This is a genomic window from Clavibacter phaseoli (assembly GCF_021922925.1).
Lineage (GTDB): Bacteria > Actinomycetota > Actinomycetes > Actinomycetales > Microbacteriaceae > Clavibacter > Clavibacter phaseoli.
In genome coordinates this window covers 795,340-816,852 of sequence record NZ_CP040786.1, presented here as the reverse complement: position 1 = coordinate 816,852, position 21,513 = coordinate 795,340, and the positions used below count along the sequence as shown (strand labels likewise).

The 21,513-nt window shown below is 72.3% G+C and carries 18 protein-coding genes; 5 read left to right on the top strand and 13 right to left on the bottom strand.

The window, feature by feature from the left end; genetic code table 11:
* Positions 1-45 precede the first annotated feature (45 nt).
* Positions 46-477: a division/cell wall cluster transcriptional repressor MraZ gene (gene mraZ / locus FGI33_RS03810; RefSeq protein WP_119401193.1), complete on the bottom strand. Its 432-nt coding sequence runs from the start codon at positions 475-477 to the stop codon at positions 46-48.
* Between the two features lie 338 nt (positions 478-815).
* On the bottom strand, positions 816-1,208 hold the full coding sequence (locus FGI33_RS03805) for a DUF3040 domain-containing protein (protein WP_237582293.1): 393 nt from the start codon (positions 1,206-1,208) through the stop codon (positions 816-818).
* 80 nt (positions 1,209-1,288) lie between these two features.
* Here FGI33_RS03805 and FGI33_RS03800 point away from each other — a divergent pair, with 80 nt between their 5' ends.
* Entirely contained in the window at positions 1,289-2,410 is a 1,122-nt protein-coding gene (locus FGI33_RS03800) for a polyprenyl synthetase family protein (protein ID WP_119433751.1), read from the top strand.
* Positions 2,411-2,461: 51 nt separating this feature from the next.
* On the opposite strand, the gene FGI33_RS03795 is transcribed toward FGI33_RS03800, so the two are convergent.
* Positions 2,462-2,803: an Rv2175c family DNA-binding protein gene (locus FGI33_RS03795; protein WP_119433750.1), complete on the bottom strand. Its 342-nt coding sequence runs from the start codon at positions 2,801-2,803 to the stop codon at positions 2,462-2,464.
* Positions 2,804-3,022: 219 nt separating this feature from the next.
* Here FGI33_RS03795 and FGI33_RS03790 point away from each other — a divergent pair, with 219 nt between their 5' ends.
* A complete protein-coding gene (locus FGI33_RS03790; RefSeq protein WP_119433749.1) occupies positions 3,023-4,297 on the top strand; it encodes a muramidase family protein in 1,275 nt (424 codons plus the stop codon).
* Between the two features lie 82 nt (positions 4,298-4,379).
* Positions 4,380-6,329, top strand: coding sequence for a Stk1 family PASTA domain-containing Ser/Thr kinase (pknB, locus tag FGI33_RS03785; RefSeq protein ID WP_119433748.1), 1,950 nt, complete (start codon positions 4,380-4,382; stop codon positions 6,327-6,329).
* Positions 6,330-6,400: 71 nt separating this feature from the next.
* On the opposite strand, the gene FGI33_RS03780 is transcribed toward pknB, so the two are convergent.
* From FGI33_RS03780 to FGI33_RS03770, 3 genes are all read right to left on the bottom strand, one after another.
* The gene (locus tag FGI33_RS03780; RefSeq protein ID WP_119401199.1) at positions 6,401-7,771 is read right to left on the bottom strand and encodes a class II 3-deoxy-7-phosphoheptulonate synthase; all 1,371 of its coding nucleotides are present in this window, start codon (positions 7,769-7,771) and stop codon (positions 6,401-6,403) included.
* A gap of 58 nt (positions 7,772-7,829) precedes the next feature.
* Positions 7,830-8,519, bottom strand: coding sequence for a lysophospholipid acyltransferase family protein (locus tag FGI33_RS03775; protein WP_119401200.1), 690 nt, complete (start codon positions 8,517-8,519; stop codon positions 7,830-7,832).
* A gap of 77 nt (positions 8,520-8,596) precedes the next feature.
* Positions 8,597-9,562, bottom strand: coding sequence for an ROK family glucokinase (locus FGI33_RS03770; RefSeq protein WP_119433747.1), 966 nt, complete (start codon positions 9,560-9,562; stop codon positions 8,597-8,599).
* A gap of 131 nt (positions 9,563-9,693) precedes the next feature.
* Here FGI33_RS03770 and FGI33_RS03765 point away from each other — a divergent pair, with 131 nt between their 5' ends.
* Positions 9,694-11,520, top strand: a complete 1,827-nt coding sequence (locus FGI33_RS03765) for an AMP-dependent synthetase/ligase (protein WP_119433746.1) — start codon at positions 9,694-9,696, stop codon at positions 11,518-11,520.
* A gap of 43 nt (positions 11,521-11,563) precedes the next feature.
* Here the strand turns inward: FGI33_RS03765 and FGI33_RS03760 are convergent, their stop codons facing one another.
* The 3 genes from FGI33_RS03760 to FGI33_RS03750 are packed head-to-tail and all read right to left on the bottom strand — an operon-like array spanning position 11,564 to position 16,978.
* The gene (locus tag FGI33_RS03760) at positions 11,564-12,055 is read right to left on the bottom strand and encodes a peptide deformylase (RefSeq protein WP_119433745.1); all 492 of its coding nucleotides are present in this window, start codon (positions 12,053-12,055) and stop codon (positions 11,564-11,566) included.
* Between the two features lie 34 nt (positions 12,056-12,089).
* Positions 12,090-13,562: a mycothione reductase gene (locus FGI33_RS03755; protein WP_119433744.1), complete on the bottom strand. Its 1,473-nt coding sequence runs from the start codon at positions 13,560-13,562 to the stop codon at positions 12,090-12,092.
* Positions 13,559-16,978, bottom strand: a complete 3,420-nt coding sequence (locus FGI33_RS03750) for a pyruvate carboxylase (RefSeq protein ID WP_119433743.1) — start codon at positions 16,976-16,978, stop codon at positions 13,559-13,561. The genes FGI33_RS03755 and FGI33_RS03750 overlap by 4 nt, the downstream gene beginning before the upstream one ends.
* Positions 16,979-17,058: 80 nt before the next feature.
* Here FGI33_RS03750 and FGI33_RS03745 point away from each other — a divergent pair, with 80 nt between their 5' ends.
* Positions 17,059-17,871 (top strand): ParA family protein, encoded by an 813-nt coding sequence (locus tag FGI33_RS03745; RefSeq protein WP_045528295.1) that lies wholly within the window; start codon positions 17,059-17,061, stop codon positions 17,869-17,871.
* Between the two features lie 93 nt (positions 17,872-17,964).
* Here FGI33_RS03745 and FGI33_RS03740 read toward each other — a convergent pair whose 3' ends face one another.
* The 4 genes from FGI33_RS03740 to FGI33_RS03725 form a co-directional block, all read right to left on the bottom strand.
* The gene (locus FGI33_RS03740) at positions 17,965-18,507 is read right to left on the bottom strand and encodes a MerR family transcriptional regulator (RefSeq protein ID WP_012038569.1); all 543 of its coding nucleotides are present in this window, start codon (positions 18,505-18,507) and stop codon (positions 17,965-17,967) included.
* Positions 18,508-18,772: 265 nt separating this feature from the next.
* Complete coding sequence (gene ftsR, locus FGI33_RS03735) at positions 18,773-19,474, bottom strand: transcriptional regulator FtsR (protein WP_119433742.1); 702 nt, start codon at positions 19,472-19,474, stop codon at positions 18,773-18,775.
* Positions 19,474-19,956, bottom strand: coding sequence for an FHA domain-containing protein (locus FGI33_RS03730; protein ID WP_012038571.1), 483 nt, complete (start codon positions 19,954-19,956; stop codon positions 19,474-19,476). Before FGI33_RS03730 ends, ftsR begins: the two co-directional genes overlap by 1 nt.
* 88 nt (positions 19,957-20,044) lie before the next feature.
* The gene (locus tag FGI33_RS03725; RefSeq protein WP_119433741.1) at positions 20,045-21,430 is read right to left on the bottom strand and encodes a cation:dicarboxylate symporter family transporter; all 1,386 of its coding nucleotides are present in this window, start codon (positions 21,428-21,430) and stop codon (positions 20,045-20,047) included.
* Positions 21,431-21,513: the final 83 nt, after the last annotated feature.

The window sequence follows — 21,513 nt, the reverse complement described above, 5'->3', positions numbered from 1 at the left end:
GGAAGTGCGGCAGGGCGTCGGACGGCTGGGAGTCAGGGGCCGGGGTCAGAACAGGCCGGGGATCACCTCCTCCGCGGTGTCGGCGAACGCGCTCTCGTTGGCGGTGAGGTACTCGTCCCACGTGGAGGCGTCCCAGATCTCGACGCGGCTGCCCGCGCCGATGACCGCGAGCTCGCGGTCGAGGCCCGCGTAGGTGCGGAGCGCCTGCGGGATGGTGATGCGGTGCTGCTTGTCCGGCGTCTCGGCGTTCGCCCCGGACAGGAAGACGCGCATGTAGTCACGCGCCTGCTTGCTCGCGAGCGGCGCCTGCCGCATGCGGTCGTGCAGCTCCTCGAACTCGCGCGTCGTGAACACGTAGATGCAGCGGTCCTGACCGCGCGTCATGACGACGCCGCCCTCGAGCTCGTCGCGGAACTTCGCGGGGAGGATGAGCCGCCCCTTGTCGTCGAGACGAGGCGAGTGGGTGCCGAGGAACACACCGACACCCCCTGTCTCTCCGGCCGTGGTTCAGGACTTGCTCCACTTTACTCCACAGCCCTCCACCCACCGCCAGGCCCGCGAGGTGAATTCGCGGGGGGCGTCCCCCGATCCCAGTGATCCACTGCCCTCCAGGAAGGGGAGGGATGTGGAGGGAGATGCCGCCCTCGGCGCGCCGTGGGCGCGCAGAAGCACCCCGCGGGCGGTCCGGGGACGGCCGACGGGGCGCCGGGGAGGGGTGTGGGGGTCGGAGGGGACAGCAGAAGGGGCCGACCCCGGTTCGGGATCGGCCCCTTCGGGTCGAGTGGAGGGCGGTGGAGGACCGCCTCAAGCGGTGATCAGTCCTGACCACCCTGGCGCTTCTCCCAGCGCTCGTTGATCTTGTCCATGAACGAGGACGACGAAGCGGGTCGCTTGCCGCCGCCGCGTCCGGGCGCGCGAGGCGAGGTCGGGGACGACTCGCCGGCAGCCGCGTCACGCGGGCTGAAGATGAGGAGCGCGCCCACGATCATGACCGCGAAGCCGAGGATGCCGATGACGGCCAGCTTGGTGATGACGCCGGCGGCCAGGGCGGCGATGCCGAGGACGATGACCAGCACCCCGACCACGACCATCGTGTAGTTCGGTCTGCTGCGGCGACCGCTGACGGTCGCCACGAAGTCTGCGTCGTTGTGATAGAGGCTTCGCTCCATCTCCTCCAGCAGGCGCTGCTCTTGCTCGGAAAGCGGCATCATATTCCCCTCAGGCTCGGGACGACGCGTTGGTGTTCACCCGTGAATTCTAGCTCCCTGCCCCTGGCTAGGCTAGGCGGGTGCCCGAAAGCGACCGCCTCGTCAGCCACGTCCAGACCCGCCTCGACGACTTCCTGACGGCCCAGGCGGCGGGACTCCGGGAGATCAGCCCGGATCTTGTGCCCATCCAGGAGTTCTCCTCGGATCTGCTGAGAGGCGGGAAGCGGTTCCGGGCGCAGTTCTGCTACTGGGGCTGGCGCTCGGTCATCGACCTCGAGCCCTCCCCCGCCGGGCGCCCGCAGGGCGAGGAGCGACCGGGGTACCGCGCGGTCGTCGGCGTGGCCGCGGGCCTCGAGATCTTCCACGCCGCGGCGCTCGTCCACGACGACATCATCGACCGCTCCGACACGCGTCGCGGCCGCCCCGCCGCCCACCGGCGCTTCGAGACGCTGCACGCCGCCGGAGGATGGGTCGGATCCTCGCCGCGCTTCGGCGAGGCGGGCGCGACCCTCCTCGGCGACCTGCTCCTCGGGTGGAGCGACGAGCTCCTCATCGACTCGCTCCTCGCGCTCGCCGACGGGTCGGCCGCCCGCGCCACCCGGGCCGAGCTCGCGACCATGCGGACCCAGGTCACGCTCGGCCAGTACCTCGACGTGCTCGAGGAGGTCGCGTGGCCGACCGTGCCCGAGGACGACACCCTCGCCCGCGCCCACAACGTGATCGTCTACAAGTCGGCCAAGTACAGCATCGAGGCGCCGCTCGTCGTCGGCGCCAGCCTCGCAGGGGCGACGCCCGAGCAGGTCGCCGCGCTCCGTGCCGTCGGCCTGCCGCTCGGCATCGCGTTCCAGCTGCGGGACGACGTGCTCGGCGTCTTCGGCGACAGCGCCGTGACCGGCAAGCCGAGCGGCGACGACCTCCGCGAGGGGAAGCGCACCGTCCTCATCGCGCTCGCCCGGCGGCGGCTCCCGGACGGGGTGCGCCGCACGGTGGACGCGCTCCTCGGGGATCCGGACCTCGACGACGAGCAGATCCGCGCCCTCCAGTCGATCCTCCGCGAGAGCGGCGCGCTCGACGAGGTCGAGGGCATGATCGCGCGTCACGTGCGCGAGTCGCTCGCGGCGCTGCGTGACGCCCCGATCGGGGCCCGCGCGAGGAACCAGCTGGAGCTGCTCGTCGACAGCGTCACGCGCCGCGTCACCTGATCCGGCGCCACGGGGTTCCCGCGGGGCGATCCGTCGCCGCCGGGGCGTGGGTCAGGCGCTGGCCTGGGCCACCCGGCGCACCTCGGCCTTGCGCCCCGCCAGCAGCGCGTCGACGGGGGCGGCTCCGAGGCTCGGCTCCTCCAGGAGGAGCCACTGCATGGCCTCCTCGTCGGTGAAGCCGTTGTCGCCGAGGACGATGATCGTCCCCCGCAGCTCGGACAGCGGCTCCCCGTCGCGCAGGAACACGGCCGGGACCTTGAGGACGCCGTCGAGGCGGACGGCCAGGAGGCGCCTGTCCTCGATGAGCCGGCGCACGCGGCTGACGGTGAGACCCAGGAGGTCGACGAGATCGGGGACGGTCAACCACTCACGGTCGGCATAGGGCTCGTTCACGCCTCACATGCTGGCACGTCCGGCGGCGACCTCGGGACCCATCGGGCGGCCGGACCTCGGTGCGAGCCCTCGTTGACCGATCGGCTGCCTATCCGCCGAACACGCGTGTCGCTGTTCACTCCAGTCACATCCGTCACGTATGTGCGCTTTGCTCTCCCTGCGTGTTAACGTGGAACACCTGCATCAGGGAATCGTGCACGACGGCCGGAGTAGACCAACATGCCCATGACCGAACCCACCCCTCCTCGCGACCCCCGCCGGTCCTCGGACACCGCCACCGGACGGACGGCGAACCGCCGCTCCAAGGCGCTCCTCGCGACCATGCCCATCGTGCTCGTCGGCTCCCTCGCGGTGAGCCTCGGCATGGCCACGCCGGCCGAGGCCGCCCCCGTCAAGCGGGTGCCGAAGGCGAAGTCCGGCCCCACGCAGACCAAGCTCCCCCGTGTCGCCGCACCCACCGTCACCCCGGCCGCCGCACCTACCGTGGCGACCCCCTCCACGTACGTGGTCGAGCAGGGCGACACCGTCTCGGGCATCGCCGGTCGCTTCGGCCTCTCCACCGCCTCCGTCCTCGCCCAGAACGGGCTCGGCTGGAAGACCACGATCTTCCCCGGCCAGACGCTGACGCTCGGCGGATCCGGCGCATCGGCCCCGGCACCCGCCGCGGCGTCCTCGGGATCGGGCGCGAGCTACACCGTCGTCGCGGGCGACACCGTGTCGGGCATCGCCGGCAAGCACGGCGTCTCGACGTCGGCGGTCCTGCAGGCGAACGGCCTCCAGGCCACGAGCACGATCTTCCCCGGCAACCGCCTCACGATCCCGGGTGCGGGATCCACCGCGGCGCCGGCCTCGCCCTCCGTCCCCGCCAGCGCCTCCCCCGCCGCGAAGCAGGGGCTCTCCGGCACGTACACGATCGAGACCGGCGACACGCTGCACAGCATCGCCACGGAGTCCGGCGTCACCGTGCAGGACCTCCTCAACGCCAACGGCCTCAACTGGTCGAGCATCATCTACGCGGGCAGCAAGCTCACCATCCCGCACGCGTCCGCCTCCGTCGTCCAGGTCGCGTCGCTCCACGGGACGACGATCATGACCGACGAGATGCGCCGCAACGCGCGCGTCATCGTCCAGGTCGGACGCTCTGCCGGCGTCAGCGACTACGGGCTCGTCATCGCGCTCGCCACCGCGGCGCAGGAGTCGACGCTCCGGAACCTCGACTGGGGCGACCGCGACTCGATCGGCCTGTTCCAGCAGCGCCCGAGCCAGGGCTGGGGCCAGCCCGCGCAGCTCAACGACCCGGTGTACGCGTCGCGCGCGTTCTTCGGCGGGAGCGTCAACCCGAACCCCGGCGCCACCCGTGGTCTGCTCGACATCGCCGGCTGGAAGTCGATGACCGTCACGCAGGCGGCGCAGGCCGTGCAGTACTCGGCGTACCCGGACGCCTACGCGAAGTGGGAGGCGTCCGCCTGGGCCTGGCTCGACGAGATCGGCTGACACCGATCCGCAGGCGCACCCGGCAGGCGGCGCACCGGTGTGCCGGGGAGGCCCCGGCACCGGCGATCCCTAGAATCATCCAGTGACCTCCAGCCCGACCGACCCCATGATCGGCCGTCTCCTCGACGGTCGATACCAGGTCAGGTCCCGCATCGCGCGCGGCGGCATGGCGACGGTCTACGTCGCCACCGACCTGCGGCTGGAGCGCCGCGTCGCGGTGAAGGTGATGCACGGGCACCTCGCCGACGACAGCGCGTTCCGCGACCGCTTCATCCAGGAGGCGCGGTCGGCCGCACGCCTGGCGCACCCGAACGTCGTGAACGTCTTCGACCAGGGCCAGGACTCGGACATGGCGTACCTCGTCATGGAGTACCTGCCCGGCATGACGCTGCGCGAGCTGCTGCAGGAGTACGAGCGGCTGACGCCGGAGCAGACCCTCGACATCCTCGAGGCCGTGCTCTCCGGCCTCGCCGCCGCGCACAAGGCCGGCATCGTGCACCGCGACCTCAAGCCCGAGAACGTCCTGCTCGCGGACGACGGGCGCATCAAGATCGGCGACTTCGGCCTGGCGCGCGCGGTCAGCGCCAACACGGCCACGGGGCAGGCCCTCCTCGGGACCATCGCGTACCTCTCCCCCGAGCTCGTCACCCGGGGCATCGCCGACACCCGCAGCGACATCTACGCGGTCGGCATCATGATGTACGAGATGCTCGCGGGCGAGCAGCCGTTCAAGGGCGAGCAGCCCATGCAGATCGCCTACCAGCACGCGAACGACCAGGTGCCCACCCCCAGCACGGCGAACGCGTCCGTGCCCGTCGAGCTCGACGAGCTGGTGCTGTGGGCGACCGCGCGGGATCCCGAGCAGCGGCCCCGCGACGCCCGGGCGCTCCTCGACGAGCTGTACGCCGTGCAGAACCGGCTCGACGCGCGATCGGGCGACCCGGCCCCGCTCCAGCGAACCGTCGTCTTCCCGAGCGCCCCGGCGCTCCCGTCCGTCACGACCGGCGAGACCCAGGTCGTGGGCGGCCCGCCCGTCATGACGCGACAGGAGACCGAGCGCACCGAGCCCGACTCGGTCGTCGCGCTCGCCGCGGCCGGATCCCGTCGTCGCTCCCGCGGATGGGTGCTCGCGCTCCTCGTCGTCATGCTCGCCGCGCTCGCCGGCAGCACCGGCTGGTACTACGGGCAGGGCCCGGGCGCGCGCGTGCCCGTGCCGTCCGTCACGGCGATGGCCGTCGACGACGCCGCGGGCACGCTGCAGGGCCAGGGGTTCGTGGTCGCGCGCGCCGAGGAGCCGAGCGTGGACGTCGAGGTGGGCCACGTGACCCGCAGCGTCCCGGCGTCCGGCACGCCCGTCGACCAGGGATCCACCGTCACGCTGTACGCCTCCACCGGACCGCGGCTGCTCGACGTGCCCGACGTGACCGGCGCCGCGGAGTCGGACGCCCGCACGCGCCTCGAGGGCGTGCCCTTCGTCGTGCAGGAGGCCACCATCCGCCAGTACGGCGACGCCGAGGAGGGCACGGTCGTCCAGGTGCTGGACGCCTCGGGAGCCCCCATCGCGGCGCAGTACCCGGAGCAGCAGCCCGTGACCCTGGTGGTCGCGGCCGGCCGGATCCCCGACGTCGCCGGACGCTCGGTGGACCAGGCCGTCGCCACGCTCGCGCAGGCGGGCCTCGTGGGCGAGGCCGGCAAGCAGAGCTTCAGCGACGACGTGGAGAAGGGCGAGGTCATCTCGGTCTACGCGCTGGACCAGGACCCGGTGCGCTCGGGCCTCGACGGGGCGCCCGGCAGCAAGGTGGGCCTGGAGATCTCCAAGGGGCCGGACCTCGTGGCGGTGCCGACGGTCGTCGGCCTGACGCGCGACGAGGCGAAGGCGGCGCTCGACGCGGCCGGCTTCAAGTACGCGTACTCCGCCTTCTGGGATGCCCTGCCCAACAGCATCACGCGCGTGGCGTCGGCGAGCCCGGAGGCGCAGGCCCTCGCCCGCCGCGGGTCGACGGTCAACCTCGGGATCACCGCGTCCGGCTGATCCGCCCGGGCTCGCATGACGATGCCCCGCCGCCCTGAGGGCGGCGGGGCATCGTCGTCGTGCCGGAGCGATCAGCTGCGCGCGGCCGCCAGCTCCTCGGCGACGAGGAACGCGAGCTCGAGGCTCTGCATGTGGTTGAGCCGCGGGTCGCACAGCGACTCGTAGCGCGTGGCGAGCGTGGCCTCGTCGATGTGCTCGGACCCGCCCAGGCACTCCGTCACGTCGTCGCCGGTGAGCTCGATGTGGATGCCGCCGGGGTGCGTGCCCGCCGCCCGGTGCGCCTGGAAGAAGCCCTGCACCTCGTCCACGACGTCGTCGAAGCGCCGGGTCTTGTACCCGGTGGGCGTGGTGAGGCCGTTGCCGTGCATCGGGTCGGTGACCCAGAGCGGGTTGGCGTCCGACGCCTTGACGGCCTCGAGCAGGGGCGGCAGCGCGTCGCGGATCCTCCCCGCGCCCATGCGCGTGATGAAGGTGAGCCGGCCGGGCTCGCGGTCCGGGTCGAGCTTCTCGATGAGCTCGTGCACCGTCTCCGGCGTGGTCGACGGCCCGAGCTTGACGCCCAGCGGGTTCCGCACCCGCGAGAGGAAGTCGACGTGCGCGCCGTCGAGGTCGCGCGTGCGCTCCCCGATCCAGATGAAGTGCGCCGACGTGTTGTACGGCGTGCCGGTGCGCGAGTCGATGCGCGTCATGGGCCGCTCGTAGTCCATGAGGAGCCCCTCGTGGCCGGTGTAGAACTCGACGCGCTTGAGGTCGTCGAAGTCGGCGCCCGCGGCCTCCATGAACTTGATGGCGCGGTCGATGTCGCGCGCGAGCTGCTCGTAGCGCTGGTTCGCCGGGTTCGCGGCGAAGCCCTTGTTCCAGCTGTGCACCTCGCGGAGGTCGGCGAAGCCGCCCTGCGTGAACGCGCGGATGAGGTTCAGCGTGGAGGCGGCCGTGTGGTACCCCTTCACGAGGCGCGCGGGATCGGCCGCGCGCGACTCCGGCGTGAAGTCGTAGCCGTTGACGATGTCGCCGCGGTACGCCGGCAGCGTCAGGTCGCCCCGCGTCTCGGAGTCGCTCGACCGGGGCTTGGCGAACTGGCCGGCCATGCGGCCCATCTTCACGACGGGCATGGCCGCGCCGTACGTGAGGACGACGGCCATCTGGAGCACGGTCTTCACGCGGTTGCGGATGGCGTCGGCCGTGGCGCCGGCGAAGGTCTCGGCGCAGTCGCCGCCCTGGAGGAGGAAGGCGCGGCCGTCGGCGGCGGCGGCGAGGCGCGCGCGCAGCTGGTCGACCTCGCCCGCGAACACCAGGGGCGGCAGCAGGGCGATCTCGGCGGACGCCGCGTGGACGGCCGCGGCGTCGGGCCACTGCGGCTGCTGCTTGACCTCGAGCGTGCGCCAGTGGTCGAGTCCGGCGAGGACGTCGGGATGGGCGGGGACGAGGTGCTCAGAGGCCACGGTGGGATCCCGGTTCGTGTCGTGCGCGTGGTGCGCGGTGGAGTCAGGCGGGCGTCGGTCAGCGGGCCGCGCTCGCGCGCTTCTCCTTGACCGAGGTCGCATAGACGTCGACGTACTCCTGGCCGCTCAGCCTCGAGAGCTCGTACATGATCTCGTCGGTGATGGAGCGGAGGATGAAGCGGTCTCCCTCGAGGCCGGCGAACCTACTGAAATCTAGCGGCTCGCCGATGACCACACCAATCCGGCGGACCTTCGGGATGCGCGTGCCGATGGGCATGACCTTCTCGGTGTCGATCATCGCGATCGGGACGACCGGGACGTCGCCCTCGAGGATCATGCGCGCCACGCCCGTGCGGCCGCGGTACATCCGGCCGTCGGGGCTGCGCGTGCCCTCGGGGTAGATGCCGAGCATGCGGCCCTCGGCGAGCACGCGGAGGCCCGTGTTGAGCGACGCCTCGGACGCCTTGCCGCCGGAGCGGTCGATGGGGAGCATGCCCGTGGCGGTGAAGAACATCTTCGTCGCCCAGCCCTTGAGGCCGGGACCCGTGAAGTAGTCGCTCTTCGCCAGGAACACGAGGTTGCGGTCCACGAGCAGCGGCAGGAACACCGAGTCGATGAAGGAGAGGTGGTTGCTCGCGAGGATCACGCCGCCCTTGGCGGGGATGTTCTCGAGCCCGGTGACCCACGGCCGGAACGTGCTCCGGAGGAGGGGTCCGGCGACCAGGTTCTTCATGAACCAGTAGAACATCGTCGGTCACCTTCCGGGTGGGGTCGGATCCAGCATAGGCGGCCGGGGACGCGCGATGCCGCAGGCCGACGCCGGGGTCAGGCCCCGTGGCGCAGCGTGGCCGCGTGACGGCGCGCGAGGTCGGCCGCGCCCACGACGCCGGCGTCGTTGACGAGCTCGGCGATGCGGAACTCCGGCTCCGGGTGGTACCCGCGGGCCGGGAGGTGCGCGAGGTACGCCTCGCGGATGGGGTCGAGCAGGAGGTCGCCCGCCTGCGCGACGCCGCCGCCGATCACGAACATCTGGGGGTCGAGGATCGCGCCGATGCTCGCGGCCGCCTCCCCGAGCCAGCCGCCGAGGCGGCGGAGGGCGAGGAGCGCGCCGGGGTCGCCCGCCTGGATGAGGTCGCTGACGTCGTGGCCGGTGAGCGTCCCCACCTCACGGCGGCGGGCGGCGAGGCCCTCGCCGTGCGTGCCGCCGAGGTCGGCCAGCTCGTCGGCGGTGCGCAGGAGCGCGCGGCCGGATCCGTACTGCTCGATGCAGCCGCGGGCGCCGCAGCCGCAGGGCAGGCCGTCGGGCACGACGCGCATGTGGCCGAGCTCGGCGCCCGCGCCGAAGCCGCCGCGGAAGAGCCGGTCGTCGGCGACGATCGCGCCGCCCACGCCCGTGCCGATCGTCAGGGTCACCATGTCGCTGACGAGGCGCCCCGCGCCGTAGCGGAACTCGGCCCAGCCCGCGGCGTTCGCGTCGTTCTCGATGACGATGGGGAGGTCGATCCGGCCGCGGAGCTTCTCGCGCACCGGCTCGTTGCGCCAGTTGATGTTCGGGGCGTAGTACACGGTGGACTGCGCGGCGTCGATGAAGCCCGCCGCCGCGACCCCCACGGCGACCACGTCGGGGTGCTCGGCGCGGAGCCGCTCGACCATGCCGACGACGGCCTCCACGATGGCGTCCGGGCTGCTCGCCTCGGTGGGCGTGCGCTCCTCCGCCGCGATGACGCCGAGCTCGTCGACCACGGCCCCCGCGATCTTCGTCCCGCCGATGTCGATCCCTATTGCATGCACTCCGCGGGCCCTTCCGTTCGTCTCGCCAGTCGATCCTAGTGACGCGTCCGGCGCCCCCGACCGGGGACGAGCGCGGGACGGGCCCGCCCCTTAAGCTGATCACATCCATTTCCGGTACCGAGGGAGTTGCCGTGGAACAGCACACCATGCCCGCCGCCGTCGAGGCGAGACCCGACGACAACATCACCGACGTCCTGGTGCACCGCGTGAGGACGAGCCCCGACGCTCCGCTGTTCGCGCTGCCGGACGGGTCGGGCGGGTGGCGGGACGTCTCGGCGTCCGAGTTCCACCGCCAGGTGGTCGCCCTCGCGAAGGGGCTGGTCGCCGCCGGGATCGAGCCGGGCGAGCGCATCGGCATGATGTGCCGGACGCGCTACGAGTGGACCCTCGTCGACTTCGCGGTCTTCTTCGCCGGAGCCGTCCTCGTCCCGGTCTACGAGACCTCCTCCCCCGGCCAGGTGCACTGGAACATGCAGGACTCGGGCAGCGTCGCCATGATCCTCGAGTCCGCCGAGCACTTCTCGCGCTTCGACGAGGTCCACCCGGAGCTGCCCGCCGTCCGCCGCGTGTGGCAGATCGACCTGGGCGACCTGGACAAGCTCGCCGAGCAGGGCGTCGACGTGCCGGACGCCGAGATCGAGCGTCGCCGGAACATCGCCGTCGGCTCGGACATGGCGACCCTCATCTACACGTCCGGGACCACCGGCCGGCCGAAGGGCTGCGTCCTCACGCACGCGAACTTCGTCGAGCTCGCGCGGAACGCCGAGGTCGCGATGGAGGAGGTCGTGCAGGTCGGCGCCTCGACGCTGCTGTTCATCACGACGGCGCACGTGTTCGCGCGCTTCATCTCGATCCTGAACGTGCAGGCGGGCGTGAAGACCGGGCACCAGGCCGACACGACGCAGCTCCTGCCCGCGCTCGCCTCCTTCAAGCCGACGTTCCTGCTCGCCGTGCCGCGCGTCTTCGAGAAGGTGTACAACTCCTCGGAGCAGAAGGCCGAGGGCGCGGGGCGCGGGAAGGTCTTCCGCAAGGCCGCCGAGGTCGCGTACGCGCACTCGGTCGCCGTCGACGCCGGCTCCGTGCCGCTCGCGCTGAAGCTCCAGTACAAGCTGTTCGACGCGCTCGTGTACTCCAAGATCCGGCAGGCGATGGGCGGGCGCGTGCGCTTCGCGGTCAGCGGATCCGCGCCCCTCGGCCTCCGCCTCGGGCACTTCTACCGCTCGCTCGGCCTCACGATCCTCGAGGGCTACGGCCTCACGGAGACGACGGCGCCGGTGAGCGTCAACCTCGTCAAGGGCTTCCGCATCGGCACGGTCGGGCCGGCGATGCCCGGGGTCGCGACCCGCATCACCGACGAGGGCGAGATCCAGGTCAAGGGGGTCAACGTCTTCGACGGGTACTGGCAGGACGAGGAGGCGACCGCGGCCGTCTTCGACGACGGCTGGTTCCGCACGGGCGACCTCGGCAGCTACGACGCCGACGGCTACCTCACGATAACGGGGCGCAAGAAGGAGATCATCGTCACCGCCGGCGGCAAGAACGTCGCCCCGGCGGCGCTCGAGGACCCCATCCGCGCGAACCCGCTCGTCGGGCAGGTCGTGGTCGCGGGCGACCGGCGGCCGTTCATCTCGGCGCTCATCACGCTGGATCCCGAGATGCTCAAGGTGTGGCTCGGCAACAACGGGCAGGATCCCGCCATGACGCTCGAGCAGGCGTCGCAGAACCCCGCGGTGCTCGCCGAGGTGCAGCGCGCCGTCGACGCGGCCAACGCGACGGTGTCGCGCGCGGAGTCCATCCGGAAGTTCGTCGTGCTGCCGGTGGAGCTCACCGAGGCGGCCGGGCACCTGACGCCGAAGCTCAGCATCAAGCGCCGGGTGGTGCTGGAGGCGTTCGCCGACGTGATCACCCGGATCTACGAGGCGGCGCCGACGACCGAGGGGCACTCGCTGGTCCACTGATCCCGAGCGTCGGCCCGCGCGAGCGCGCGGGCCGACGGCACGGTCAGAACCAGTCGGACTCGCGCACCTGCTTCATGGCCTCGCGGCGGCGCTGCTTGTCGAGCCGGTCGAGGTACACCAGGCCGTCGAGGTGGTCGACCTCGTGCTGGAACGCCTGCGCGAGGACGCCCGTGCCCTCGATGCGGACGGGCTTGCCGTCGAGGTCGATGCCGGTGATGACGGCCTCGGGGTAGCGCATGGTGGGGAACCAGAGTCCCGGCACCGAGAGGCAGCCCTCGTCGACGAGGACGGCCTCGCCGCGCAGCTCCTCGATGACGGGGTTGAGGATGTAGCCGAACGCCGGCCCCACGTTGTAGCTGAAGGCGCGGAGGTTCACGCCGATCTGCGCGGCGGCCACCCCGGCGCGGCCGTCGGGCCGCACGCTGTCGAGGAGGTCCTCGACCAGGGCGCGCACGCCCTCGTCGATCTCGCGGATCTCCGAGGAGACGGTCTTCAGCACCGGATCGCCGAACAGGCGGATCTGTCGTTCAGTCATTCTCTGCTTCCGTGGTTCCTGGTGTGGCGGCGGGTCAGGATCGACCGGCCCCCGCGGGCGCGTCGCCTCCCCCATTCTCCCGTGCCCAGTCGGCCACCGCGGACTCGGCGGACAGCAGGGCGTTCTCCACGATCTCCGTCACGGCCGGGTGCGGCCAGTACTGCGCCCGAGCGAGGCCCGTGACCCGGTGGCCGAGGCTCGCGGCCATGAGGAGCGGCTGGATCAGCGCCGCGGAGTCCGAGCCGATGATGTGCGCCCCGAGGATCGTGCCGCCGTCGCGCGGATCCACCACGAGCTTGCAGAACGACGTCGTGTCCTCGAGCGCCCAGCCCCAGGCGGTGGACGAGTACGGCTGCTCGATCGTGACGACGGGTCCCGCCTCGCGCGCCTCCGCCTCCGTCAGCCCGAACGAGCCGATCTGCGGGCGCGAGAACACGGCCTGCGGGACGGGTCCGGGCGTTCCCCCGATGAGGTCGTCCGGGTGCAGCAGGTTGTGCTGCACGACGCGGGCCTGGTGGTTCGCGACGTGCTTGAGCTGGTGGTCGGCGCTGATGTCGCCGAGCGCGAAGAGGCCGGGCACCGGCTCGCCGCCCGCGAGCACGCGCTGCCGGTCGTCGACCACGATGCGGCCGTCGTCGTGCAGGTCGTAGCCCGCGTCCTGGACCGCGAGCGTGTCCGTGTTGGGGACGCGGCCGAGGGCGACCAGCACGGCCTCCGTCTCGACCAGGTGGCCGGAGGCGAGGCGCGAGCGGAGCACGTCGCCGTCGCGCTCGATCTCCTCGACCTCGCAGTCCGTGATGACGTCCCACTGCGTGCGGGCGAGCGTCGTGAAGCGCGTCGAGACGTCGGCGTCGAGGTTGCCCAGGAGGTGCGCGGAGCGGGCGACCTGCGTGACGTGCACGCCGAGGTGGCTGAAGACGTGCGCGAACTCCGCCGCGACGTAGCCGCCGCCCACGATGAGGAGCGACGCGGGCAGCTCGGCGATCCGCATGATCGAGTCGGAGTCGTGGATGTCCGGGTCCGGCGAGTAGACGGCCTGCAGCGGCCGGGGGCGGGAGCCCGCCGCGAGCACGATGCGGTCGGCGGTGATCCGCTGCCCGCTCGCGGAGACGAGCACGCCCGGCGCCTCGAAGCCGACGCTCTCGCGCAGCAGCGTGACGTTCTCCATCCCCGACTCGCGCCACTCGCGGCCGCCCTCGCTGATCGCGTCGATGCGGCCGAAGACGCGCGCGCCGATGGCGGGCCAGTCCACGGCGTCGACGGAGGCGCGGATCCCGAGGGCGGCGCCGTCGCGCGTCTCCGCGGCGACGTCCGCCACGTGCACGAGCATCTTCGTGGGGATGCATCCCGCGTTGAGGCACGTGCCGCCGAAGTGCTCGCCGTCGTCGACGAGCAGCACGCGCTGGTCGGCGAAGCGCTCGTCGACGATCGAGTTGCCGGATCCGGCCCCCACGATCACGAGGTCGTAGCGCTCGTCCTGCTGCTGGTCCTGGTCCTGGTCCGTCATGCGTGGCTCATCTCCTGGTGCTCGACGACCACGAGCAGGTCGCCCGCGTCGACCTGCTGGGTGGTGGGGACCGCGAGCCGCGCGACACGGCCCGCGACGGGCGACGTGATGGCCGCCTCCATCTTCATCGCCTCGATGGACGCGACGGCCTGGCCGGCGGCGACGACGTCGCCCTCCTCGACCTTGAGCGTGACGACGCCGGAGAACGGCGCCGACACGTGACCGGGCCTCGCCGGGTCGCCGCGCTCGGCCGCGGTCGTGGTGACGGCGATGCCGCGGTCGCGCACGAAGACCGGGCGGAGCTGCCCGTTCATGACGACCATGACGGTGCGCATGCCCGACTCGTCGGCCTCGCCCACGGCCTCCAGGCCGATGAGGACCTCGACGCCCCGGCTGATCCGCACCGCGTGCTCCTGCCCCGGGCGGAGGCCGTGCAGGTAGTCGTCCGTGTCGAGCACGGAGAGGTCGCCGAAGAGCTCGCGGATGGTCTCGAACTGCTCGGTCGGCTGCGGGAAGAGCAGGCGGTTGAGCGTGCGGCGCCTCGCGGCCCCGGGCACCTCGAGAGCGGCCCGGTCCTCGTCGGAGACCGGCGTGACCCCGATGCGCACGTCGCGGCCCTGGAGCACGCGCGTGCGGAAGGGCTCGGGCCAGCCGCCGGGCAGGTCGCCCAGCTCGCCCGCCATGAAGCCCACGACCGAGTCGGGGATGTCGTAGTCCTGCGGGTTCCTCGCGAAGTCCTCCGGGTCGGCCTTCGCGGCCGCGAGCTGGAGGGCGAGGTCGCCGACCACCTTGGACGACGGCGTGACCTTCGGGATGCGGCCGAGGATCCGGTCGGCCGCCTGGTACATGTCCTCGATGAGCTCGAAGTCGTCGGCGAGGCCGAGAGCGATGGCCTGCTGCCGGAGGTTGGAGAGCTGGCCGCCCGGGATCTCGTGCCGGTACACGCGCCCCGTCGGCCCGGCGAGCCCGGACTCGAACGGCCGGTACAGGCGGCGGACCGCCTCCCAGTAGGGCTCGAGGTCGCTGACCGCGTCGAGCGAGAGGCCCGTGTCGCGCTCGGTGTCCGCGAGGGCCGCGACGAGCGCGGACGCCGACGGCTGGCTCGTGGTGCCCGACATGGGCGCGCTCGCCACGTCGACCGCGTCGGCGCCGGCGCGGCTGGCCGCGAGCAGGGTCGCGAGCTGGCCGCCCGCGGTGTCGTGGGTGTGCACGTGCACGGGGAGGTCGAACTCGCGGCGGAGCGCGGTGACGAGGCGCTCGGCCGCGGCCGGACGCAGGAGCCCGGCCATGTCCTTGATCGCGAGGATGTGCGCGCCCGCCGCCACGCTGCGCTCGGCGAGGCCGAGGTAGTGGTCGAGCGTGTAGAGGTCCTCGGCCGGATCCAGCAGGTTGCCCGTGTAGCAGAGGGCGACCTCGGCGACGGTGGTGCCGGTCGCGAGCACGGAGTCGATGGCGGGCCGCATCCGCTCGACGTCGTTGAGCGCGTCGAAGATCCGGAACACGTCGACGCCGGTGGCCGCGGCCTCCTGCACGAACGCCTCGGTGACCTCGGTGGGGTACGGCGTGTAGCCGACGGTGTTGGCGCCGCGCAGCAGCATCTGGATCGCGACGTTCGGAAGCGCCTCGCGGAGCGACGCGAGCCGCTCCCAGGGGTCCTCGCCGAGGAAGCGGAGCGCCACGTCGTAGGTGGCCCCGCCCCACGCCTCGACCGAGAGCAGCTCGGGCGTCGTGCGCGCGACGTACGGGGCGACCGCCACGAGGTCGCGCGTGCGCACGCGCGTCGCGAGCAGCGACTGGTGCGCGTCGCGGAACGTCGTCTCCGTGACCGCGAGGGCGGTCTGCGCGCGGAGCGCCTCGGCGAAGCCGCGCGGCCCGAGCTCGAGGAGGCGCTGACGGGATCCCGCGGGCGCCGGCTGCCGGAGGTCGACGTCGGGCAGCTTGTCGGCGGGCCGGACGACCGCGGTGCGCGGCCCGTTCGGCTGGTTGACCGTGACGTCGGCGAGCCAGTTGAGGATCTTGGTGCCGCGGTCCTTCGACACGTTGCTGCGCACGAGGCCGGGCCGCTCGTCGATGAACGACGTGCTGATGTCGCCCGCCTGGAAGTCGGGGTCGTCGAGCACGCCCTGGAGGAAGGGGATGTTCGTGGAGACGCCGCGGATCCGGAACTCGGCGAGGGCGCGCTTGGCCCGCGTCACCGCGGTCGGGAAGTCGCGCCCGCGGCACGTGAGCTTCGCGAGCATCGAGTCGAAGTGCGGGCTGATCTGCGCGCCGGTCGCGACCGTGCCGCCGTCGATGCGGATCCCGCCGCCGCCCGGAGAGCGGTACGTCGTGATCTTGCCGGTGTCCGGCCGGAAGCCCTGCGCGGGGTCCTCCATCGTGATCCGGCACTGCAGCGCCGCGCCGTGCAGCACCACGTCCTGCTGGCGGAGGCCGAGACCGGCGAGCGTCTCCCCCGCCGCGATGCGCATCTGGGACTGCACGAGGTCCACGTCGGTGACCTCCTCGGTCACCGTGTGCTCCACCTGGATGCGCGGGTTCATCTCGATGAAGACGTGCTGGCCCGCTCGCGGCCCGTCCGTGTCGAGCAGGAACTCGACCGTGCCCGCGTTGACGTAGCCGATGCTCCGGGCGAACGCGATCGCGTGGGCGTGCATGGCGTCGCGGATCGCCGGGTCGAGGTTCGGCGCCGGGGCGATCTCCACGACCTTCTGGTGCCGGCGCTGCACCGAGCAGTCGCGCTCGAAGAGGTGCACGGTCTCCCCCGTGGCGTCGGCGAGGATCTGCACCTCGATGTGCCGCGGCCGGAGCACGGCCTGCTCGAGGAACATCGTCGGGTCGCCGAAGGCGCTGTCCGCCTCCCGCATCGCGGCCCGGAGCGCGTCCTCGAGGTCCTCCGCGCGCTCGACGCGGCGCATGCCCCGGCCGCCGCCGCCCGCGACGGCCTTGGCGAAGATCGGGAAGCCGATGCCCGCGGCCTGCTCGAGCAGCAGCTCCACGTCGGTCGACGGCGGAGTCGAGGCGAGGATGGGGACGCCCGCCGCGGTCGCGTGCTCCTTCGCCGTGACCTTGTTGCCCGCCATCTCGAGCACGCCCGCGTCGGGGCCGATGAAGACGATGCCGTTGGCCGCCGCCGCGCGCGCCAGGTCGGGGTTCTCCGAGAGGAAGCCGTATCCCGGGTAGATGGCGTCGGCGCCGCACTCGAGCGCCACGCGGATGATCTCCTCGACGTCGAGGTACGCCCGGACGGGGTGGCCCTCCTCGCCGATCAGGTACGCCTCGTCCGCCTTGAGGCGGTGCAGCGAGTGGCGGTCCTCGTGCGGGTAGACGGCGACCGTGCGGGCCCCCAGCTCGACCGCGGCCCGGAACGCGCGGATCGCGATCTCCCCGCGATTGGCGACGAGGATCTTCTCGAACATGGCGGGGCCTCTCGTCGGACGGGGCTTCGGGACCCCACGCGTTTAGGTCTTCCCAGAGTATCGACGGTAGCCTCTCCCTCGTGCATGTACTGAGCGTCAGCTCCCTCAAGGGGGGCGTGGGAAAGACCACAGTGACCCTGGGACTGGCGTCCGCCGCCTTCTCCCGCGGCTTGAGGACCCTCGTGGTCGACCTCGACCCGCAGGCCGACGTGTCCACGGGAATGGACATCCAGGTCGCCGGCCACCTCAACGTCGCCGACGTCCTCGCCTCCCCCAAGGAGAAGATCGTCCGCGCGGCCATCGCGCCCAGCGGCTGGACCAAGGGCCGCACCGGCACCATCGACGTCATGATCGGCAGCCCGTCCGCCATCAACTTCGACGGCCCGCACCCCAGCATCCGCGACATCTGGAAGCTCGAGGAGGCCCTCGCGAACGTCGAGGCCGACTACGACCTCGTGCTCATCGACTGCGCGCCCTCCCTCAACGCCCTCACGCGCACCGCGTGGGCCGCCAGCGACCGCGTGACGGTCGTCACCGAGCCCGGCCTCTTCTCCGTCGCCGCCGCGGACCGCGCGCTCCGCGCCATCGAGGAGATCCGCCGCGGCCTCTCCCCGCGCCTGCAGCCCCTCGGCATCATCGTCAACCGCGCCCGCGTCCAGTCGCTCGAGCACCAGTTCCGCATCAAGGAGCTCCGCGACATGTTCGGACCGCTCGTGCTCAGCCCCCAGCTGCCCGAGCGCACGTCGCTCCAGCAGGCGCAGGGCGCCGCGAAGCCGCTGCACGTGTGGCCCGGCGAGAGCGCGCAGGAGATGGCGCGCAACTTCGACCAGCTGCTCGAGCGCATCATGCGCACGGCGAAGATCGGCGACTACGCGGAGAACGCCGCGCGCTGAACCGCTCCGCTTCGACCCGCGCCGCTCCTCCTCGAGGGGCGGCGTCCGTCGTCTCGAGAGGTTGAGCCGGGCGGTCCGAGGGTGCGCTCGGGCCTAGGACGCCTTGACGGCGCGGCGGGCGGCGAGCTCGTCGGTGGGATCCACGGTCTGCGTGTCGATCTCGACGAGGGAGTGCTCGACCTCGCGGAGGACCTTGCCGACGGCGATGCCGAACACGCCCTGGCCGCGGCTGACGAGGTCGATGACCTCGTCGTTGCTGGTGCAGAGGTAGACGCTGGCGCCGTCGCTCATGAGCGTGGTCTGCGCGAGGTCGACGACGCCGGACTCGCGGAGCTGGTTCACGGCGGTGCGGATCTGCTGTAGCGAGATGCCGGTGTCGAGGAGGCGCTTGACGAGCTTGAGGACGAGGATGTCGCGGAAGCCGTAGAGGCGCTGGGTGCCGGAGCCGGAGGCCCCGCGGACGGTGGGCTCGACGAGGCCGGTGCGGGCCCAGTAGTCGAGCTGGCGGTAGGTGATCCCGGCGGCGCGGGCCGCGACGGCGCCGCGGTAGCCCGCGCTCGCGTCCATCTCGGGGAGGCCGTCGGTGAAGAGCAGACCGAGGTCGTAGCGCCCGGAGTCCGGGGTGGAGTCGCTCATCGTTCTGCCTTCCACCCCTCAGCGCTCGCCCCGGTGGGGTTCGCGCGCTGCTCGGGTCGGTTCGTCGGGATCGTGCTCTCACGGTAGCGGGGCCCGCGGGCCCGATCAACGACATCCGGCGGAACAGCCCGGCGTGTCGTCCCGGCCCACCGTCGCGCCCCCGTCGGGGGTGCGCATCGACCGGTCCCGACGGGCCCGTGCGGCGTGCGGACGGCCCCGTGCGGACACGTCAGTCTACGGGCGGCGCCCGTCGGCGCGGGGGCGCTCAGGAGGAGAGGCGGCCGAGGGCGGAGCGGATGAGGCTCCCCCGCACGACCTCGAGCTGCGTGGCGATCTCGCGGGCCAGCTCCGCGGCGTGCGCCCGGCTGGACGCGTCGCGGCGGCGCGACACGGGCACCAGCGCCGACTCGATCAGGCTGAGCTCGCGCTCCGCCGCCTGGCGGAAGCCGCGGAGGTGGCGCGGCTCGATCCCGGTGCGCTGCAGCTCGACGAGCGCGCGCATCACCTGCACGGCGTCCTCGCTGTAGACCTCCGCCGGCATGAGCACGCCGGCCGTGATGGCGTCCCCGAGGAGCGGGGCGGTGGCGCCGGACTCGCGCACGAGCTCGGCGCGGCTGTAGCGGCGCTCCTGGTCGAGCATGGAGGACTGCGGGACCGGCGTACCGCCGGGGAGCGCGGGCGAGAGCCCGGCGTCGAGGTCGTGCAGGTAGGAGCGGATGACCTTGAGCGGGAGGTAGTGGTCGCGCTGCATCCCGAGGACGGTGCGCAGGCGCTCGACGTCGGCGGGGCTGAACTTGCGGTAGCCGGACTCCGTGCGGGACGGCTGGACGAGGCCCTGCTCCTCGAGGAAGCGGAGCTTGCTGTTGGTGAGGTCGGGGAACTCCGGCGTGAGGCGCGCCAGCACCTGCCCGATGCTGAGGAGACCGGGGGTGCGGGCTGGCGTCGACCGGGCGGCGGACGCCGGCACTACTCGTTCGTCCGGCCGACGAGGTCGGTGCGCGACGCGTAGAACGTGAGGCGGAACTTGCCGACCTGCACCTCCGCGCCGTCCTGGAGGAGCGCGGTGTCGATCCGCACGCCGTCGAAGTAGGTGCCGTTGAGCGAGCCCAGGTCCTTGACCTGGAACGACGTGCCCTGCCGGACGAACTCCGCGTGGCGGCGGGACACGGTGACGTCGTCGAGGAAGATGTCGGCGTCGGGGTGGCGGCCGGCCACCGTGACGTCGGCGTCGAGGAGGAAGCGCGCGCCCTGGTTGGGGCCGCGGCGGACGACGAGGAGGGCGGATCCCGAGGGGAGCGCCGTGACGGCGTCCTTCTCCTCGGCCGAGACGGCGCCGTCGAGGCCGGCGAGGGCCGCCCCGAGCTCATCGCGGAAGGTGGCCGTGGTGTCCGTGCTCGTGTACTGCTCGGGCACGCGCGTGGCGCCGTGACCCTCTTCGCGTCCATCCATGGTCGTACCTCCTGTGACCTGACAGCGTAACGGATCGGACACGGCCGGGACCACGGCGGGCGGCACCCGGGCGTGGCCCCGACCCGGCTCAGCGGGAGGCGCGGCGCGGCTCGTCGCCGAGCTCGCCGGACCGCGTGACGTCGGCCTCCAGCGCCTCCGCCGGCGCCTCCAGGTCGTCCCCGTGGTCGGTGCCCATGGTCCTCTCGTCGAACGGGTCGCCGCCGCCGAGCACGAGGGCGACGCGGTCGGCGTCGATGCCGCGCGTCCACGTGCCGATGAGGAGCGTCGCGACGGCGTTGCCGGTGAAGTTCGTGAGCGCGCGCGCCTCGGACATGAAGCGGTCGATGCCGACGATGAGGCCGACGCCGTCCACGAGGTCCGGGCGGTGCGACTGCAGGCCGCCCGCGAGGGTCGCGAGGCCCGCGCCCGTGACGCCCGCCGCGCCCTTCGACGCGATGATCATGAACACCAGGAGCGAGACCTGCTCGCCGAGCGCCAGCGGGCTGCCGAGCGCGCTCGCGATGAAGAGGGACGCCATCGTGAGGTAGATGGCCGTGCCGTCGAGGTTGAACGAGTAGCCCGTGGGGACCGTGATGCCGACGACGGGCTTGGAGACGCCCACGTGCTCCATCTTCGCGATGAGGCGCGGCAGCGCGACCTCGGACGAGGAGGTCGAGACGATGAGGAGGTACTCGCGGCCGAGGTACCGCATCAGCTTGAAGATGCTGACGCGGGTGACGAACCAGAGGAGCGAGCCGAGGATCACGACGATGAAGAGCGCGCACGTGATGTAGAAGCCGACCATGAGGGTCGCGAGGCTGATGACCGCCTGGAACCCGGTGGCGCCGACGACCGCGGCGATGGCGCCGAACGCGCCGAGCGGGGCCACCCACATCACCATGCTGAGGATGCGGAACACGAGGATCTGGATGTTGCGGATCCCCTCGAGCACGGGCTCGCCGCGCTTCCCGAGCTGCTGCAGGGCGAACCCGACGAGGAGCGCGACGAACAGGGTCTGCAGGATGCTGCCGGACGTGAGCGAGGACAGCAGCGAGGTCGGGATGATCGAGAGGAGGAAGTCCGTCTCGCCCGCCGCCTCCGTCGAGCCCTCCGGGGCGCGCAGCCCGCTGAGGTCGAGGCCCTCGCCCGGGTGGATGAGGTTGCCGACCAGGAGCCCGATCGCGAGCGCGAACGTCGACATGACGATGAAGTAGAGGAGCGCGAGCCCGCCGACGCGGCCGACGGTGGCGGCCTTCGCGACCGAGCCGACGCCGAGCACGATGGTGCAGAAGATGATGGGCGCGATCATCATCTTGATGAGCGCCACGAACGCGTCGCCGACGGGCTTGAGCGCGACGCCCGTCTCGGGGGCGACGAGGCCGACCGTGACGCCGAGGATCACCGCGACGATGACGGCGATGTAGAGGTAGTGCTGGCGGTCCAGGCGGCGGAGCGCGGCGATGGGGTGGGTCATGGGACGTCCTTGTCTCGTGAGCGGCGCCGGCGCACGGGTACACCAGGCGGTCCCCGCCAGGATGACCCACGCGCGGGGGCGCC

What these genes read in the sequence shown, in the direction of transcription:
- FGI33_RS03775 (WP_119401200.1), bottom strand. Translation starts at nt 8,519, where the DNA reads ATGTTCTACTGGTTCATGAAGAACCTGGTCGCCGGACCCCTCCTCCGG.
- FGI33_RS03730 (WP_012038571.1), bottom strand. Translation starts at nt 19,956, where the DNA reads ATGGATGGACGCGAAGAGGGTCACGGCGCCACGCGCGTGCCCGAGCAG.
- FGI33_RS03750 (WP_119433743.1), bottom strand. Translation starts at nt 16,978, where the DNA reads ATGTTCGAGAAGATCCTCGTCGCCAATCGCGGGGAGATCGCGATCCGC.
- FGI33_RS03790 (WP_119433749.1), top strand. Translation starts at nt 3,023, where the DNA reads ATGCCCATGACCGAACCCACCCCTCCTCGCGACCCCCGCCGGTCCTCG.
- FGI33_RS03740 (WP_012038569.1), bottom strand. Translation starts at nt 18,507, where the DNA reads ATGAGCGACTCCACCCCGGACTCCGGGCGCTACGACCTCGGTCTGCTC.
- FGI33_RS03725 (WP_119433741.1), bottom strand. Translation starts at nt 21,430, where the DNA reads ATGACCCACCCCATCGCCGCGCTCCGCCGCCTGGACCGCCAGCACTAC.
- FGI33_RS03760 (WP_119433745.1), bottom strand. Translation starts at nt 12,055, where the DNA reads ATGACTGAACGACAGATCCGCCTGTTCGGCGATCCGGTGCTGAAGACC.
- FGI33_RS03805 (WP_237582293.1), bottom strand. Translation starts at nt 1,208, where the DNA reads ATGCCGCTTTCCGAGCAAGAGCAGCGCCTGCTGGAGGAGATGGAGCGA.
- FGI33_RS03755 (WP_119433744.1), bottom strand. Translation starts at nt 13,562, where the DNA reads ATGACGGACCAGGACCAGGACCAGCAGCAGGACGAGCGCTACGACCTC.